This is a genomic window from Nocardia sp. NBC_00508 (genome assembly GCF_036346875.1).
In the GTDB taxonomy this organism is placed as follows: Bacteria; Actinomycetota; Actinomycetes; order Mycobacteriales; family Mycobacteriaceae; genus Nocardia.
The window spans coordinates 5,849,173-5,864,562 of the sequence record NZ_CP107852.1 but is presented as its reverse complement, the minus strand read 5'-3'; the positions used below and the strand labels follow the sequence as shown (position 1 = coordinate 5,864,562).

Annotated in this window: 18 protein-coding genes and 1 tRNA gene; 6 read left to right on the top strand and 13 right to left on the bottom strand. The window is 68.3% G+C overall.

The genetic code is table 11. The features are described 5' to 3' along the window. Positions 1 to 89: 89 nt before the first annotated feature. Complete coding sequence (gene dapB / locus OHA40_RS26240) at positions 90 to 836, bottom strand: 4-hydroxy-tetrahydrodipicolinate reductase (RefSeq protein ID WP_330229526.1); 747 nt, start codon at positions 834 to 836, stop codon at positions 90 to 92. Between the two features lie 34 nt (positions 837 to 870). After that, positions 871 to 1,344 (bottom strand): hypothetical protein, encoded by a 474-nt coding sequence (locus OHA40_RS26235; RefSeq protein ID WP_330229525.1) that lies wholly within the window; start codon positions 1,342 to 1,344, stop codon positions 871 to 873. 76 nt (positions 1,345 to 1,420) lie between these two features. On the opposite strand from OHA40_RS26235, the gene OHA40_RS26230 reads away from it, so the two are divergent. Beyond that, positions 1,421 to 1,855 (top strand): MarR family winged helix-turn-helix transcriptional regulator, encoded by a 435-nt coding sequence (locus tag OHA40_RS26230; RefSeq protein WP_330229524.1) that lies wholly within the window; start codon positions 1,421 to 1,423, stop codon positions 1,853 to 1,855. Between the two features lie 53 nt (positions 1,856 to 1,908). Here OHA40_RS26230 and OHA40_RS26225 read toward each other — a convergent pair whose 3' ends face one another. Continuing rightward, positions 1,909 to 3,021 (bottom strand): alcohol dehydrogenase catalytic domain-containing protein, encoded by a 1,113-nt coding sequence (locus OHA40_RS26225; protein ID WP_330229523.1) that lies wholly within the window; start codon positions 3,019 to 3,021, stop codon positions 1,909 to 1,911. 185 nt (positions 3,022 to 3,206) lie between these two features. Here OHA40_RS26225 and OHA40_RS26220 point away from each other — a divergent pair, with 185 nt between their 5' ends. The 3 genes from OHA40_RS26220 to OHA40_RS26210 all read left to right on the top strand — a co-directional run bounded on the left by OHA40_RS26220 (position 3,207) and on the right by OHA40_RS26210 (position 4,546). Then, positions 3,207 to 3,596 (top strand): VOC family protein, encoded by a 390-nt coding sequence (locus OHA40_RS26220; protein ID WP_330234384.1) that lies wholly within the window; start codon positions 3,207 to 3,209, stop codon positions 3,594 to 3,596. Between the two features lie 25 nt (positions 3,597 to 3,621). Then, on the top strand, positions 3,622 to 4,014 hold the full coding sequence (locus OHA40_RS26215) for a hypothetical protein (RefSeq protein WP_330229522.1): 393 nt from the start codon (positions 3,622 to 3,624) through the stop codon (positions 4,012 to 4,014). 97 nt (positions 4,015 to 4,111) lie between these two features. Beyond that, positions 4,112 to 4,546 carry a YbaB/EbfC family nucleoid-associated protein gene (locus tag OHA40_RS26210; RefSeq protein ID WP_330229521.1) on the top strand — a complete coding sequence of 145 codons (435 nt, stop codon included), beginning with the start codon at positions 4,112 to 4,114 and terminating at the stop codon, positions 4,544 to 4,546. Positions 4,547 to 4,803: 257 nt separating this feature from the next. On the opposite strand, the gene OHA40_RS26205 is transcribed toward OHA40_RS26210, so the two are convergent. The 5 genes from OHA40_RS26205 to OHA40_RS26185 all read right to left on the bottom strand — a co-directional run bounded on the left by OHA40_RS26205 (position 4,804) and on the right by OHA40_RS26185 (position 7,495). Beyond that, positions 4,804 to 5,292 carry an FBP domain-containing protein gene (locus OHA40_RS26205; protein ID WP_330229520.1) on the bottom strand — a complete coding sequence of 163 codons (489 nt, stop codon included), beginning with the start codon at positions 5,290 to 5,292 and terminating at the stop codon, positions 4,804 to 4,806. 84 nt (positions 5,293 to 5,376) lie between these two features. Then, complete coding sequence (locus tag OHA40_RS26200; RefSeq protein ID WP_330229519.1) at positions 5,377 to 5,577, bottom strand: DUF6186 family protein; 201 nt, start codon at positions 5,575 to 5,577, stop codon at positions 5,377 to 5,379. Further along, a complete protein-coding gene (locus OHA40_RS26195) occupies positions 5,574 to 5,987 on the bottom strand; it encodes a hypothetical protein (RefSeq protein ID WP_330229518.1) in 414 nt (137 codons plus the stop codon). Before OHA40_RS26195 ends, OHA40_RS26200 begins: the two co-directional genes overlap by 4 nt. Before the next feature lie 139 nt (positions 5,988 to 6,126). Next, positions 6,127 to 6,202 (bottom strand) — tRNA-Gly (locus tag OHA40_RS26190). Positions 6,203 to 6,277: 75 nt separating this feature from the next. Then, a complete protein-coding gene (locus OHA40_RS26185; protein ID WP_330229517.1) occupies positions 6,278 to 7,495 on the bottom strand; it encodes an MFS transporter in 1,218 nt (405 codons plus the stop codon). Between the two features lie 93 nt (positions 7,496 to 7,588). Here OHA40_RS26185 and OHA40_RS26180 point away from each other — a divergent pair, with 93 nt between their 5' ends. After that, a complete protein-coding gene (locus OHA40_RS26180; RefSeq protein ID WP_330229516.1) occupies positions 7,589 to 7,918 on the top strand; it encodes an ArsR/SmtB family transcription factor in 330 nt (109 codons plus the stop codon). Between the two features lie 21 nt (positions 7,919 to 7,939). Here the strand turns inward: OHA40_RS26180 and OHA40_RS26175 are convergent, their stop codons facing one another. From OHA40_RS26175 to OHA40_RS26155, 5 genes are all read right to left on the bottom strand, one after another. Then, entirely contained in the window at positions 7,940 to 8,365 is a 426-nt protein-coding gene (locus tag OHA40_RS26175; protein WP_330229515.1) for a hypothetical protein, read from the bottom strand. A 141-nt stretch (positions 8,366 to 8,506) separates the two neighbouring features. Next, on the bottom strand, positions 8,507 to 9,847 hold the full coding sequence (locus OHA40_RS26170; protein ID WP_330234383.1) for a M16 family metallopeptidase: 1,341 nt from the start codon (positions 9,845 to 9,847) through the stop codon (positions 8,507 to 8,509). Between the two features lie 38 nt (positions 9,848 to 9,885). Then, positions 9,886 to 12,174 (bottom strand): polyribonucleotide nucleotidyltransferase, encoded by a 2,289-nt coding sequence (locus OHA40_RS26165; RefSeq protein WP_330229514.1) that lies wholly within the window; start codon positions 12,172 to 12,174, stop codon positions 9,886 to 9,888. Positions 12,175 to 12,971: 797 nt separating this feature from the next. Then, entirely contained in the window at positions 12,972 to 13,241 is a 270-nt protein-coding gene (rpsO, locus tag OHA40_RS26160) for a 30S ribosomal protein S15 (RefSeq protein ID WP_039799352.1), read from the bottom strand. Positions 13,242 to 13,489: 248 nt separating this feature from the next. Continuing rightward, on the bottom strand, positions 13,490 to 14,461 hold the full coding sequence (locus tag OHA40_RS26155; RefSeq protein ID WP_330229513.1) for a bifunctional riboflavin kinase/FAD synthetase: 972 nt from the start codon (positions 14,459 to 14,461) through the stop codon (positions 13,490 to 13,492). 257 nt (positions 14,462 to 14,718) lie between these two features. Here OHA40_RS26155 and OHA40_RS26150 point away from each other — a divergent pair, with 257 nt between their 5' ends. Continuing rightward, complete coding sequence (locus OHA40_RS26150) at positions 14,719 to 15,390, top strand: cupin domain-containing protein (protein ID WP_330229512.1); 672 nt, start codon at positions 14,719 to 14,721, stop codon at positions 15,388 to 15,390.

Here is a 15,390-nt window from a genome sequence, read left to right as displayed (position 1 = left end):
ACGCTCGCTCATGCCTGCACCTCGCTGACGCTCGGCTCCGGCACGAGCGAGTACTCGGCTGTGTCGATGGTTCACTCGCTGACGCTCGCTCACAGGTCCAGGAACGGATCGAGTCCGACGGTCAGACCCGGACGGTTCGCGATGTCGCGCACACCGAGCAGGACACCGGGAGCGAAGGACGAGCGGTCGATCGAGTCGTGCCGGATGGTGAGGGTCTCCCCCTGGGTGCCGAACAGCACCTCCTGGTGGGCGACGAGACCTGCCAGGCGCACCGAGTGCACCCGCACCCCGTCCACGTCGGCGCCGCGCGCGCCTTCCAGCTCGGTCGTGGTCGCGTCGGGGCTGCTGCTCAACCCCGCCTTGTCTCTGGCCGCGGCGATCAGGCCCGCGGTGCGGTAGGCCGTGCCGGACGGCGCGTCCGCCTTGTTCGGATGGTGCAACTCGATGACCTCGACCGATTCGAAGAACCGGGCGGCCTGCTCGGCGAAACGCATCGACAGGACCGCGCCGATGGCGAAGTTCGGCGCGATCAGCACGCCGACGTCCGGACGTCCGGCCAGCCAGCCGCGCACCTCCGCCAGGCGGGCCTCGTCGAACCCTGTGGTGCCGACCACCGCGTGAATACCGTGCTCCACCAGGAACTTCAGGTTCCCCATCACCACGTCCGGGTGGGTGAAATCGACGACCACCTGGGTGTTCGCCGTGGTGAGCAGGTCGAGCGAATCGTTCTTGTCGACGGCGGCCACCAACTCCAGATCGTCCGCCGCCGTCACCGCCGCGCAGATCGCCTGTCCGACTTTGCCACGCGCTCCGAGCACTCCGACCCGAATGGTCACCGCACCTCCTGAATCCGCTTCGGTCGGTGTCAGCCTAATGGTCGCCGTCGGACGAAGTCCCTCCGCGGCCCCGCGCCGGGCCGCCGACCTCCGTACTCGGCGTGGCCGCGAGGTTCGCCGCCATCTGTTGCAACCTGCGCACGGTCTCGGCGAACTCCTCGGCGCTGATCCCCTGCGCCATCTGCCACCTGCGCAGGCCGATCCGGAGCCACGTCTCGTCGTGCATCGCACGCCCCGCCTCGGTCAGCGACAAGACTTCTCCGTCCTTGGCAACCAGTCCGAATTCGATGAGTTCGGCCAGTTCGGCGGGCCATTCGGCGTCGTCGGCCCAGAAGGTGTCGAGCGCGTCGTGGACGTCGTCGGCGCGCTGTGGGCCCTTCACCAGCGAGTGCAGTGCCTGCCAGCGTCTACGGCCGAGCCCGCCCGCGGCGAGGTCCTCGTCGAAACGCTGGTTGATCAGCCGGTCGAGTTCCACGAGCCAGTACCCGATTCCACGCTGGATGGCCATCGCGACCCCTTATGTATGTCGATGAACAACTAAATGTAATAATACATCTAGTTGTCGGATGTGACAGGCTGAGCGAGTGGACGAGCACGACGCGAGCACCATTGCCGTAGAAACCGCGATGGTCCGGATCCGGCGCAGGCAGACGCGCGGCGCGCTGAGCGACGGCGCGATTCCGGTCGCCGTGTTCCGTGTGCTCGACGCCGTCGCCGATGGCGCCGCCGATACGGTCGGCGAACTCGCCCCCACTCTCGGTATCGACCAACCGCGCGCGAGTCGCCTTGTGGCCCAAGCGGTCTCGTCCGGATTGCTGGAACGGGTGGCCGATCAGCGCGACGGACGGCGGGCGGTCCTGCGCCTCACCTCCGCCGGACAGGACGCGGTGGCCGCCGCCAGGACCGGGCGTCGCAAAGCCATGGCCGCCGCCATGGCGGGCTGGACCGCCGCCGAGCGCGCCGACTTCGCGCGGCTGCTCGAACGATTCGTCGACGCGCTGGACCCGCCTGCCGAGTGAACGGCCCCGGTCCACGTTCCCAGGGAGGGTCACCGCCGCATCACCGGGACGCGTCAGTCGAAGACGATCACCTGACGCAGCGCGTGGCCCGCGGCGAGTTCGTCCATGGCTCGGTTGATGTCGTCGAGGCCGACACGCGCCGAGACGAGCCGTTCCACCGGCAGACGCCCCGACCGCCACATGCGGATGTACTCGGGAATGTCCCGGGAAGGCACGGCGGAACCGAGGTAGCTGCCGACGATCGAACGCCCCTGTGCGACCAAGGCCAGCGGCGAGATGCTCGCGCGGGCATGAGGAGCGGGCAGTCCGACGGTCACCGTGGTGCCGCCGGGCGCGGTCGCGGCGACCGCGGTCTCGAAAGCGCGGATGTTGCCCGCGGCCTCGACCACCACTTCGGCCTGTATGCCGAGCTCGGCGACCTCGGCCGGGGTATACGCCGCGTGCGCGCCCAAATCCCGTGCGAGAGCAAGCTTGTCGGGCACGGTGTCGACCGCGATTACCTCGTGGCCCTCCGCCGCGAGCGACACCGCGACCAGGATCGCCGCCATGCCGACACCGCCGAGGCCGACGACCATGATCCGGTCCCCGATGCCCGGCTTCGCCGAATTCAAGAGGGCGCCACCGCCGGTCAGTACCGCGCAGCCGAGCACGGCCGCGACGTCAGGGGGCACGTCGTCTTCGACCGGCACCACCGACCTGCGATCCACCACCGCATACGTGGCGAAGGCGGATACGCCCAGGTGGTGGTGCACTTCGGCGCCCTCGCGGAGCAACCGCCGCCCGCCCCCGAGCAATTCACCCGCGTTGTTGGCGATACTGCCGGGCACGCAGGGTGTGCGGCCGTCGGTCGCGCAGCCCGCGCATTCGCCGCAACGCGGCAGAAAGGTCATCACGACGCGCTGCCCGACCGCGATATCGCCGTCGCCGGGGCCGACCGACTCGACCCGTCCCGCGGCCTCGTGCCCGAGCAGCATCGGCACCGGCCGTACCCGGTTGCCGTCGACTACGGACAGGTCGGAATGGCACAGTCCCGCCGCTTCGATCCGCACCAGCAGCTCCCCGGGGCCCGGTTCGCGCAGGTCGAGTTCGCATACGGCGATCGGCGTCGATGCGGCGAACGGCGCCGGCGCCGCGATCCGCTCCAGTACCGCGCCACGAATCCTCATTCCGCCGACGCTACCGTGTTTGTTTTCGCACCGCCCGCGGCGCGGTGGTTGCGTACGGCCGCCACCACAGGACCTGGCGACACCAGGGATTCGGTGCTATCTTCTTCGACCGTGACGGTGCTCCCGTTGGCCGCCTTGCACCGAGCCCGGGGTCGGGACCGTCACGACTCAGAGGAGAAATTCCACTGTCTGTGCAGTTCAACCACACCATCGTCGGTTGCCACGACAACCGCGAGTCCGCCGAATTCTGGGCGGACATCCTGGGACTGGAAGTCGGGACACCGTGGGGACCGTTCATTCCGGTTTCCCTCACGGGCGGCGTCACCTTCGACTTCGCGAACGTACCGCCGGACCTCGGCGAAATCCAGCCCCAGCATTACGCCTTCCTGATCTCCGAGGCCGAGTTCGACACGGCCTACGCCAAGATCCAGCGTTATCGAGTGGATCATTGGGCCGATCCGCGCCAGCAGCATCCCGGCGAGATCAACCACAACGACGGCGGCCGCGGCGTGTACTTCCTCGACCCGAGCGGTCATTACCTGGAGGTGATCACCGTCCCGTACGGCGGCGCGTGATTTCGCTCGACGTACGATGCCGCGCATGGGTTTCGATCTGGTCGGCGTAGTCGAGCGGCTGCATGCCGACCTCGCGACGTGGCTGGGGTCACAAGCTCCGGTCGAGGTGTTCGAGCGGTTCGCGGCGGCACAGCACGAGCGCTTCACCATGGTGACGACCGGCGGTGACCTGCTGGGCCGCAGCGAGCTCATCGCCGGTCTGCGCCGGGCCGGGAACTCCGTGCCGGGGCTGACCATCGAGGTGTCCGACGTCGAGGAACTCCTGCGCTCCGAGAGTGCGGCGGTCATCCGTTTCCTGGAAGCCCACCGGGTGGCCGGGAGCGTGACCCGCCGCTGGGTAACCGCGGTGCTGACCACCGATGACCCGGGTGGCGTGCGCTGGTTGGCCGTGCAGGAAACCGAGGCTGCGGCGGACTGACCACACCATCCTTCCCGTTACTGGGAAGGCCTCTCCGCGGCCGCTCGGCCATGCCGAGACAATTCGGTTTTCAGGCCAGGTGGGTTCGAGGAGGTAGGTGCCGGTGGATCGGTGGGAACGCGACGGGCTGCGCTCCGCCAACAGCGGAATCCGCAACCAGGTGGACCACATTCTGGATGCGCTCGCCGAGCAGCGCGCCCACCTGACGGACGTGCACGAGAAGCTGTCGGCGGTGCGGTGCACGGCCGAGTCGGCCGACGGCTTGGTGGAAGTGACCGTGGACGCCGGGGGCGTGCTCACCGATGTCCGGTTCACCCAAGCCGCCCTCCGCGTGACCCCCGAACAGCTGGGCCGTTCGGTCACCGAGGCGGGACGGGAGGCGGCGCGACTGGCCCGCGAACAGCACGCGGAGATCATCTCCCCGATCGTCGACGAAGCGGGGGCCGTACCCGACCTGCCCGATCTGGTGCCGGGTGCACCGAGCTGGCGCGAGGTATGGGAGGAACCCGGGCGCCAGGACACGTCGCAATGAAGCGACTGCGGGCTAATCACCGCGATGGATCCGATGCGGACTCACCGCTCGCGCAGCGCGGATTGCTCGCCGGATGGGACGGTCCGGGCGGTCCGGGCCGACTCAACCAGCGAGGAATCCTGCCGCCCCGAGTTCTGTTGCGGTATAGCTGAACTCGGGGCAGCTCGGCCGGTGATCCTCGAGTGTCGGCACATGGCATCTACCTCCGTTCGGGCGGCAGCTCATGGGCTGCGGTGTGGACAGGCATAGCAGGGCGATCAGGCGTAGAGCTTCGCGAGGAACGCGGTCATGTTGTCGCGCACCCGCTCGACTTTCTCCTCGGGCGTGAGGTCTTCGCGATAGCGACTCCCGAGCGCGGGCCGCTTCTTGTTCCGTGCGTACAGCGAGCAGGCGAGATCGGTGCACATGTAGGTGCCGACCGAGTTACCGCGGCGCCCGGATTCCCCGGCCTTGTGGGCGGTCATCAGGGATACGCCGCCGCCGGTGTGCGTGGTCAGGCAGATCGTGCACATCTGTGCCCGCCCCGGTCCGCCGGTGGCGTAGCGCAGAGCGACGCCGACCAGGCGGTCGTCCTGCGGGACGATCAGGTAGCCCCGACCGGGCAAGGACAGATCGCTCCAGCCGAGGAAGTCCAGATCCTCCCATGGCCGCTCGTTCAGGTCCCTGGGCACGGGCAACCGTTTGGCGTCTCCTTTCGAACAGTTGACGAACGACGACCGGATGTCGCGTTCGGTGACGGGTTCCATGACGGATCTCCTTCGGTTGATCGGTGGACAAACCGAAGCGACGTTAGTGGTCCGGTCCGTGACTGGACAATGAGTTTTCCGTGGCTACCGTGCGAGGAAGTGCCAGCCGAGCCACGCCCACACGAGCACAGCGGCAATCCTCGCCGCCCGGGTGCGGGTGAGGTAGGTGATCGTTTCACCGAGGGGCGCCACCAGATCGCGGCGCAGGTGCGTGACCACAACCGTGCCGAGCGTGGCCGCCAGTATCAGCACGAACCCGACGACGATGATCGCCCGATCGCTCATTTCGACACCAGCCACCAGCCGACACCCAGCCACACCAACCATCCGGCGATCCGCAGCGGCCACTGCTCCAGAGCCGGATCCAGCAGCGTCGACAATGTCGGATGTTCGTCGCTGGGCCGCGTCCATTCCGGTTGCCGGGCAAACGCATAACCCTCCCACAGCGCCGCCGCGACCAGCAGTGTCGACCATACGGCCGCGCCGCGCCGCAGCCGGGCGGTGGGGCGAGTACGCACTGGCCTGACCCGCCAGGCCAGGACCGCAACCACGACCACCAGCACGACCACCAGCGCGTTCGCCGGCCAGCTGAAGGGTCGGGTGGCGGCCCCACTTGCCGCCAGGGCAGCGCCGACAGCAAGCAGCGCCACGCGCCGCCGGGATGGTCGCGCCGGGCATGCCGGTTCGCTGGTCACATTGGCAGAATATTGCTCCCAGGCGACCGTCCTCGGGATTCCGGCAATCGGTCGCAACACCATGTCCGGGGTTGTGGGATTCCTCCGAATGGAGGTGGAGCCGAGGAGCAGGCCAGAATTCACCGTGGCGGTCGTTTCGTGGAGCGGATGACGGGATTCGAACCCGCGACCCTCACCTTGGCAAGGTGATGCGCTACCAGCTGCGCTACATCCGCACTCGCATCGCGGTGTTGTCCGTGACGCGCCCGGAGAACATTAGCGGACAATCGCGGGAAAAGCCCAATCGCCGCTCACGTCGCCCGCTCGGCCGTCTCCCTGCTGCCGCGCAGACCGAGACCGGCCGCGATCAGGCAGGCCAGGGCGACGACACCGACGAACCACGGGAACACGGTGCTCAGGCCCCAGGTGGTGGCGGCCCAGCCGGCCAGGATGGTGGGCAGGGCCATGGCCGAGTAGGCCAGCAGGTAGTACGCCGACATCGTCTCGCCCCGCTTGTGTTGCGGCACAACCTGCGACAGGTGACGCAGCGAACCGCCGAAGCCGAGGCCGAAGGTCGCTCCGAGCGCGACGCCCGCGACGAGCACCGCGACCCAGTTGTGCGTAGCCAGCGCGGGCACGGTCGACAGCAGCGACAGCGCCATGCCGGTGTCACCGAGGATCGCCGCCCATCGGGCGGGCACCCTGGTCGCGAACAGCTGCGCGGTGGCGCCGGAGAGCGCGGTGGACGCGACGACCGTGCCACCGAAGACCAGATTGTGGATGCCCGTCTGCTGCGCGGCCAGCGAGGGGTACAGCGACAGCAGCACGCCGAGCACCGACCAGGCCGCCATCACGCCGATCGCCGAGAACCAGAAGTCGGCACGGATTTCCTGCGGCACGGCGGGTTTCGCGATCCGGATGCGTCCGGACACCCGCGCGGAATGCGGTTCGCGCAGCGCGAGCACGCCGGCGCCGATCGCCAGGCAGACGACGGTGATCACGACGTAGGGTGTGCGCAGCGGATGCGGGGCGTACTGGGCCAGCAACGCCGAGCCCAGAATCGCCACCGCCATCCCGATGTTGAACGCGACGCCGCTGAGCTGCCCGGATCGCGCTCCCCGGTGTGGACGTAGATCCAGCAGCGCGGCCGCGCCCGCGACCACGGTCGAGCCGACCGCGATACCGTGCAGCGCACGCGCCAGCAGCAACATGGGCACGCTGTCGGCGAGCATGAACACCACCAGCCCGACGACCATCGTGCCGAAGGCGCCGAGCAGCACCGGCTTTCGACCGACCACATCGGAGATCCGGCCGGACACCAGCACCGCCGCCAGCGCGGCTACGGCGTAGACGGCGAACACGATGGTCGTGGTGAGCGGCGAGAGATGCCACTGCGTTTCGTAGATGCCGTAGAGCGGTGCGGGCACACCGGACACCCCGAGTGCGACGCCACTGGCCGCAAGAATCAGGGCGTAGGCCCAGCGTTGCGAGGTCTGCTCGTCGGCTGCCACCGCCATCGTCGCTGCCATCAGATCTCCGATCAGGTAAGTTTGATAGTGATCGAACCGCAGTCGACGATACATCTGGTACGACAATCATCAAACCTGGGAGTGAGCCAGATCATGTCCGACGCTAACGGCGCCGCACCGGAGCCGCCTCCGGTGGCCGGGCTGTCCACCGTGCTCGGCGCGCTGCAGGACCCGGTGCGCCTGGAGATGGTGCGGCGGCTCAGCAATGCGGGAACGGCGGTGCGCTGCGGGGCGCTCTACGAGGCGATCAACAAATCGACCGCCACCCACCACTTCAAGATCCTGCGCGAGGCAGGCCTCACCGAACGCGTGATCGTCGACGGCCACACCTGCCAGCGCCTGCGCGCCGACGACCTGGAATCCGCACTGCCCGGCGTGGTCCCGACGATCGTCGACGCCGCCAATCGCGCCCACTCTTCGTGACCCGCCGGGGCGAGCTCACGCTCAGCAGTTGTCGAAGCGCCACTGTCCGTCGATGAACGTCCAGGTCTTCGGCTTCGCGTCGTCCTCGGCCGCGCGGGCGTCGAAGTTCTTCACCGTGACCGATCCCGTCGTTCCCGAGGTGGTGACGCTGACCTCGGACGGCTTGGTCTTCAGGTCCCTGCCGTCGTAGAGCTGCGCCATGGACGCCACGTAGTCGTCCTGGTTCAGGGTGAGCTTGCAGCGCGTGGAACGGAATCGGTATGCCGCCGCGTAGTCGTGACTCGCCAGTGCGGCGTTCATCTCGGTGGCCTCCGCGCGCAGCGCGGCCGCGGTCGGCTCACCTGCCTTCCCTACGGCTTCCGCGTTCTCACCGCCGCACCCGGACAGCACGAGGATCGGCATCGAGATCGCGCCCAGTACGCGGAGGGCACGATTCGTTCGGTTCATCTCGACTCCTTGCCAGAAATCGCCGGATTCGACACCCGGACAATCGCGTTCAGCGTCTTTCCGACGCGGACGGCCGAAACAGTATCGCGCCACCGGATTGCGCGCCGAGCCGCGGGTTTCCCGGACCGCGGCCCGCCGGGATCAGTTCGGGACCAGCCGCCGGACGGCGGCGGGCAACTCACGGGTGCGCTGGTACGGCCCGGCCACCGATGCCGCGAACGGCCGCGCCAGCATAGCCCGCGCGACAGCGGAAACCTGGTCGGTGGTGACTGCGTCGATGCGGGCCAAGGTCTCGGACACACTGCGGTGATTGCCGTAACTGAGTTCGCTGCGCCCGAGCCGGTTCATGCGCGAGGCGGAGTCCTCCAGGCCGAGCACCAAACCGCCGCGCAACGAGCCCTTGGCGCGTGCGCACTCGGCATCGCTGATGCCGTCCGCGGCCACCTCCTCGAGCACACCGCGCGCCAATGCCGCCACGTTGCCGAGGTTTTCCGGCTGGCAGCCGATGTACACCGAGAACGCACCGGTGTCGGCGAAGGTGTCGACGCTGGAATACACCGAGTACGCCAGCCCGCGCTCTTCCCGAATGCGTTGGAACAGCCGCGAACTCAGCCCGCCGCCGATCACCGTGTTGAGCACCGACAGCGGCCAGCGCAGTTCCCCTTCATGCCGTCCGAAGGCACGCACGCCGAAGGCCAGGTGCGCCTGTTCGCTGTCGCGGTGACTCCGGTGCAGCCGCGGAGCGCCGTGCGGGCGGAACAGGCCCTCGCGCCGCGGCGCGGGCGCCGCCGCGGGGTCGAGCCGGTTCTCGAAGGCACGATGCACCAATTCCACGGTGTGGTCGTGCTCCACATTGCCCGCGACCGCGATCACCATCCGGTCCGGACGGTAGCGGCGCACGTGAAAGGACCGCAACTGAGCCGCGCGCATGGCTTCGATGGATTCGACCGAGCCGATCACCGGACGCCCGATCGGGTGGTCGCCGAACAGCGCGCTCAGGAAGGAGTCGCCGACCAGGTCCTCGGGGTCGTCGTCGCGCATGGCGATCTCCTCGAGTACGACCTGGCGCTCCACGTCCACGTCCACCGACCGGCACAGACCGTTGAGCACCACGTCGGAAACCATGTCGACGGCCAGCGGCAGATCCTCGTCCAGGACATGCGCGTAGTAGCAGGTCTGCTCCTTGGCGGTGAACGCGTTGAGCTCACCCCCGACCGCGTCCATGGCCTCGGCGATGTCGAGTGCCGACCGCGTCGGCGTCGCCTTGAACAGCAAGTGCTCCAGGAAATGGGCGGCGCCCGCGACGGTCGGGCCTTCGTCGCGCGAACCGACCCCCACCCAGACGCCGATGGACGCCGAGCGCACCCCGGGCAGGTGCTCGGTCACCACGCGCAATCCGCCGGGCAGCACGGTCCGCCGAACTCCGCTGTCCGTGTCCACCTGTAGCTCGAGTGACGAACCCCCCTGCCCGGTGCTGAGCAGAGGGGTTGTCGTCTTCTTCTTCGTCACAGAGACAAGTACTACTCGGTCCCGGCCGAGCCCGCATCGGCCGCGTCGTCGCCGGATTCCTCGGCGGTCTCGTCGACCGGCACCAGCGAGATCTTGCCGCGGTTGTCGATGTCGGCGATCTCCACGCGCAGCTTGTCACCGACGTTCACCACGTCCTCGACCTTGGCCACACGCTTGCCGTTGCCCAGCTTGGAGATGTGCACCAAGCCGTCGCGGCCGGGCAGCAGCGAGACGAACGCGCCGAAGGCGGTGGTCTTGACGACCGTGCCGAGGAAGCGCTCGCCGACCTTCGGCAGCTGCGGGTTGGCGATGGCGTTGATCGCGTCGATCGCGGCCTGCGCCGACGGGCCGTCGGTCGCGCCGACGAACACGGTGCCGTCGTCCTCGATGGAGATGTTGGCGCCGGTGTCCTCGGTGATCTGGTTGATCACCTTGCCCTTGGGCCCGATCACCTCGCCGATCTTGTCGACCGGGATCTTGATGGCGGTGACGCGCGGCGCGTACGGGCTCATCTCGTCCGGGGTGGTGATGGCTTCGGCCATCACGTCCAGGATGGTGGTGCGCGCGTCGTGCGCCTGGCTCAGCGCACCGGCCAGCACCTGCGAGGGGATGCCGTCCAGCTTGGTGTCCAGCTGCAGCGCGGTGACGAAGTCGCGGGTGCCCGCGACCTTGAAGTCCATGTCGCCGAAGGCATCCTCGGCGCCGAGGATGTCGGTCAGCGCGACGTAGCGGACCTCGTCCTCGCCCTGGTCGTTGGTGACGGTGTCGGACACCAGGCCCATGGCGATACCGGCGACCGGCGCCTTCAGCGGCACACCGGCGTTCAGCAGCGACAGGGTGGAGGCGCACACCGAGCCCATCGAGGTGGAGCCGTTGGAACTCAGCGCCTCGGAGACCTGACGGATGGCGTACGGGAACTCTTCCTGGCTGGGCAGCACCGGGATCAGCGCCCGCTCGGCCAGCGCGCCGTGGCCGATCTCGCGGCGCTTGGGCGAACCCACGCGGCCGGTCTCACCGGTGGAGAACGGCGGGAAGTTGTAGTGGTGCATATAGCGCTTGCTGGTCTCCGGGCCGAGCGAGTCGACCTGCTGGGCCATCTTCACCATGTCGAGCGTGGTGACGCCGAGGATCTGGGTCTCGCCACGCTCGAACAGCGCCGAGCCGTGCGCCCGCGGCACGACCGCGACCTCGGCCGACAGGGCGCGGATGTCCGCGAGACCGCGGCCGTCGATGCGGAAGCCGTCGGACAGGATGCGCTGGCGCACCAGTTTCTTGGTGACCGAGCGGAAGGCCCCGCCGAGCTCCTTCTCGCGCCCGGCGAAGTCGTCGCCGAGGCGATCGAGCACGGCGAGCTTGATCTCATCGATCTTCTCCTCGCGCTCCTGCTTGCCCGCGATGCTCAGCGCCTCGCCCAGCTCGCGCTTGGCGGTGCCCTCGACGGCCTCGTACACGTCCTGGCCGTACGGCGGGAAGAGCGGGAACTCCTCGGTCGGCTTGGCGGCCAGTTCGGCCAGGTCCTGCTGCGCGCGGCAGAGCCGGGCGATGAACGGCTTGGCGGCCTCGAGCCCCTCGGCCACGACGGCCTCGGTCGGGGCCTGCGCACCACCCTCGATCAGCGCGATGACGTTATCGGTGGCCTCGGCCTCGACCATCATGATGGCGACATCACCGGACTCGACCACACGGCCCGCCACGACCATGTCGAACACGGCGTCCTCGAGCTGCTCGGTGGTCGGGAACGCCACCCACTGAGACTCCGCCCCGGTGTGGATCAGCGCGACGCGCACGCCGCCGACCGGGCCGGAGAAGGGCAGGCCCGCAATCTGCGTGGACGCGGACGCGGCGTTGATCGCCACCACGTCGTAGAGGTCTTTCGGGTCCAGGCTCAGCACGGTGACCACGACCTGGATCTCGTTGCGCAGGCCGTCGACGAACGACGGACGCAGCGGGCGGTCGATCAGGCGGCAGGTCAGGATCGCGTCGGTGGAGGGACGGCCCTCGCGGCGGAAGAACGATCCGGGGATGCGACCCGCGGCGTACATCCGCTCCTCGACGTCGACCGTCAGCGGGAAGAAGTCGAACTGGTCCTTGGGCTGCTTGCCCGCGGTAGTGGCCGACAGCAGCATGGTCTCGTCGTCCAGGTAGGCGACGACCGAACCGGCGGACTGCCGGGCCAGGCGCCCGGTCTCGAACCGGACGGTGCGGGTGCCGAAGCCGCCGTTGTCGATCAGCGCGACGGATTCGAAGACGCCGGGCTCGACCTCGACGGCCGTGCTCTTGCGTTCAGTGGTTTCGGTCATTTCTCTTCTCTCAACCTCTCGTCTTCGCCGGCTCGAGCGCGTTGCGAGCGCGATCCGGCTCTCGTCAGCCGTACCGGGCACGGGCGCGCGGCAACCCTCCTGGCTGCGACGCGCACACCCGGCCGAATCCCCTTGGAGACGGCGACGCGGAGGCGGTCATCGATCGAAGCCCGACGGCGCGAACTCGCAGCCGAAAGGCCACTACCGAAGACCGACGCCACGCGGGCGGGTGCATACGGCTGTGCAATGTTGTCGTGCGACGGGACAGATCCGTCCCTGGTACACAAGTAGCCAACGAAAAGATTGTACGTCTCCCCGTTCGCCGAGCTATCGACCGCCTCGGCTACGGCACGGATCGAGCAATAAGAGAGCCACTCGGCAGCGAGCCACCGCACCGTTGGGTCGCCCAGCCGCCACCCAACGGGTAGGGCGAGCATCTAGTAGCGCGTTGTCTTCCACCGCGACACGTCGGCCCCACTCCCATTTTCGAGCGAAGCGAGACCGAGCATTCCCCGGTTCGCGGCCCGGCTCCGTCCGAGCGATTGCTGCGTCCGCGAGCCGGGCCGCCATCCAACCGGTACGCGAGCGTCCAGTAGCGCGGTTGTCTCTCACCGCGACACGTCGGCCCCACTCCCATTTTCGAGCGAAGCGAGACCGAGCATTCCCCGGTTCGCGGCCCGGCTCGCGTCCGAGTGATCGCTGCGTCCGCGACGAAGTCGCCAGCAGCGGTCACTCGGACGCGAGCCATCAGGGGGCCGCGAACACGCAGCGCCGCAGGCGCTGCAAATCGAACACAGCTACCTACGCAGCCCGAGGCGCTCGATCAGCGAACGGTAGCGGTTGATGTCGTTGTCCTGCAGGTACTTCGACAGCCGCTTGCGACGACCGATCAGCGCCATCAAGCCGTGGCGGGTGTGGTGGTCGTGCTTGTGCTTCTTCAGGTGCTCGGTGATGTCGGCGATCCGCTTGGACAGCAGCGCGATCTGCGCCTCCGGCGAACCGGTGTCCTTCTCGTGCAGGCCGTACTCGGCGAGAATCGCCGACTTCTGCTCGGTGGTCAGTGCCATGGGGCATCCACTCCTAATTTCTCAGTTCCGCGCTCGAAGACCCGGTTACCCGGTGCGGGCGCCACCGCGGACCGCAGCAAACCCGAGGATCCACCCTACCGGACCAGGATGCTCCGGCCGAAATCACCGGTCGATTCGCCCGGTCCAGAGCTCCGGTTGCGCCGGTCCGCATTCCGATCGAGCACGAGAGCCACCGCCGCGACGTCGCGTCCGGCCACCGGGGAGCCCGACCTCGTGCGGGCCGAGACTCACCTGTCGTCGACGGCGGTCAGGATCTTGCGCGCGGTCTCCACGTCACGGCCCATGGTCTCGATGAGCTCGTCCACGGAGTCGAACTTGCGCTGTCCGCGCACGTGCTCGACGAAATCGACCGCGACGTGCTGGCCGTAGAGATCCGCCTCGCCGTCGAGGACGTACGCCTCGACCGTGCGGGCACGGCCGGAGAAGGTCGGGTTGGTGCCCACCGAGATGGCGGCCATGGCCCGCTCGCCCGGTGTGACCGTGCCGATCGTGGGGCCGGGGCCGAGCACGGTGAACCACCCCGCGTACACACCGTCGGCCGGGATCGCGGCGTGCATCGGCGGCGCGACGTTCGCGGTCGGGAAACCGAGCTGCTTGCCGCGGCCGTCGCCGTGCACCACGACACCCTCGACCCGATGCGGGCGGCCCAGTGCCTCGGCCGCGGCCGCCATGTCGCCCGCGTCGACGCAGGCGCGGATGTAGGTCGAGGAGAAGGTCACGGCGTGTTCGCCGAGCAACGTCACGCCATCGACCTCGAACCCGAAGCGGTTCCCGAGCTCGCGCATGGTGTCGACCGTGCCCGCGGCCTTCTTACCGAAGGTGAAGTTGTCACCCACCACCACCTCGGCCACGTGCAGCCGCTCGACCAGCAGATCGTGGACGTACCGGGCGGGGGCCAGCTTCATGAATTCCTGCGTGAACGGCATGACGCAGAACACGTCGACGCCCAGCTCCTCGGCCAGTTCGGCGCGGCGGGTCAGGGTGGTCAGCTGGGCCGGGTGCGAGCCCGGGCGGACCACCTCCATCGGGTGCGGGTCGAAGGTCATCAGCACGGCGGGCACGCCGCGTGCGGCGGCCGACTTCACGGCCCGGCTGATCAGCTGCGCGTGGCCGCGGTGCACACCGTCGAACACACCGATCGTGACGACACAGCGGCCCCAGTCCGCGGGGACCTCGTCGAGACTTCGCCATCTCTGCACAGTGCGCAGCCTACGCATATCAGGTAGCGAACAGTATTCGGGCGTGCTGACGTCACACAACGTTTCCGGTGCCGGGAGCCGACGAGCCATTCCGACTCCGAGCGCAGGCGTCGGCCGCCAATCCAACCGCCGCCACGCAAGGACTATGACCCGGGCACCTCCGCCCCTCGTCCGGCCCACTGAGACCGCCCATCGCGCTCGCACAGCGAACCCGCCTTCGGTGCGCCGCGCGACGTCATCCGAGAGTTAGCCGACGGGTGACCGCGCACGCCGCATCGGTGTGGACTGTTGTGCCGCAACGTCGCGGTTCACGACACCGCGGGCCGGAAATTTCGCCTACCCGAAATGCTCCGGACGGATACGCGAAAGCGCCGATACATCCAGGGTTTTCCACGCTCGAGAAGCTCATCGCACGCCAGTGGCGGGAATGGTCTAGCGTCCGAATCGTCGGCGACGGAAGTGCCCCCGGAGTAGCCATGAAAAGTGCAGTCAAACAGGTACGTGTGATCAAATCGTCCGATTCGGCCGAGACGATCGGACGGCAACGACAACGCCTCATCCCCTGTATCACCACCGAAACCTGTGGCGCGACCGGCATCTCGGCGGGCATGGTCACCATGCCTCCCGGTGCGGTATCGAAAGCGCATTACCACGCGCACAGCGAGATCGTCGTCGTCTGCCTGCGCGGCAGGGCGGTCACGCTGATCGGCCCGGACCTGACCCCTTATTTCCACGGGCCGGGCGAGTTCATCTACATCCCGGACGGTGTCGTGCATGTTGCGGTGAACTTCGAGGAGGCCGACGACCTCCTCGCGGTGGAAATGCGAACCGATCCTCTGTTCAACGACGACGTGGTGCTGACGCCGGAATACGACGCCCGCGTGCCGGAAGTTGTTGTCCGCCTTCGCCTCGACCGGGCCGGTTCGTGA

What these genes read in the sequence shown, in the direction of transcription:
- OHA40_RS26235 (WP_330229525.1), bottom strand. Translation starts at nt 1,344, where the DNA reads ATGGCCATCCAGCGTGGAATCGGGTACTGGCTCGTGGAACTCGACCGG.
- OHA40_RS26225 (WP_330229523.1), bottom strand. Translation starts at nt 3,021, where the DNA reads ATGAGGATTCGTGGCGCGGTACTGGAGCGGATCGCGGCGCCGGCGCCG.
- OHA40_RS26215 (WP_330229522.1), top strand. Translation starts at nt 3,622, where the DNA reads ATGGGTTTCGATCTGGTCGGCGTAGTCGAGCGGCTGCATGCCGACCTC.
- OHA40_RS26205 (WP_330229520.1), bottom strand. Translation starts at nt 5,292, where the DNA reads ATGGAACCCGTCACCGAACGCGACATCCGGTCGTCGTTCGTCAACTGT.
- OHA40_RS26200 (WP_330229519.1), bottom strand. Translation starts at nt 5,577, where the DNA reads ATGAGCGATCGGGCGATCATCGTCGTCGGGTTCGTGCTGATACTGGCG.
- OHA40_RS26185 (WP_330229517.1), bottom strand. Translation starts at nt 7,495, where the DNA reads ATGGCAGCGACGATGGCGGTGGCAGCCGACGAGCAGACCTCGCAACGC.
- OHA40_RS26180 (WP_330229516.1), top strand. Translation starts at nt 7,589, where the DNA reads ATGTCCGACGCTAACGGCGCCGCACCGGAGCCGCCTCCGGTGGCCGGG.
- OHA40_RS26175 (WP_330229515.1), bottom strand. Translation starts at nt 8,365, where the DNA reads ATGAACCGAACGAATCGTGCCCTCCGCGTACTGGGCGCGATCTCGATG.
- OHA40_RS26165 (WP_330229514.1), bottom strand. Translation starts at nt 12,174, where the DNA reads ATGACCGAAACCACTGAACGCAAGAGCACGGCCGTCGAGGTCGAGCCC.
- rpsO (WP_039799352.1), bottom strand. Translation starts at nt 13,241, where the DNA reads ATGGCACTGACCACCGAGCAGAAGTCGGCGATTCTCGCCGAGTACGGC.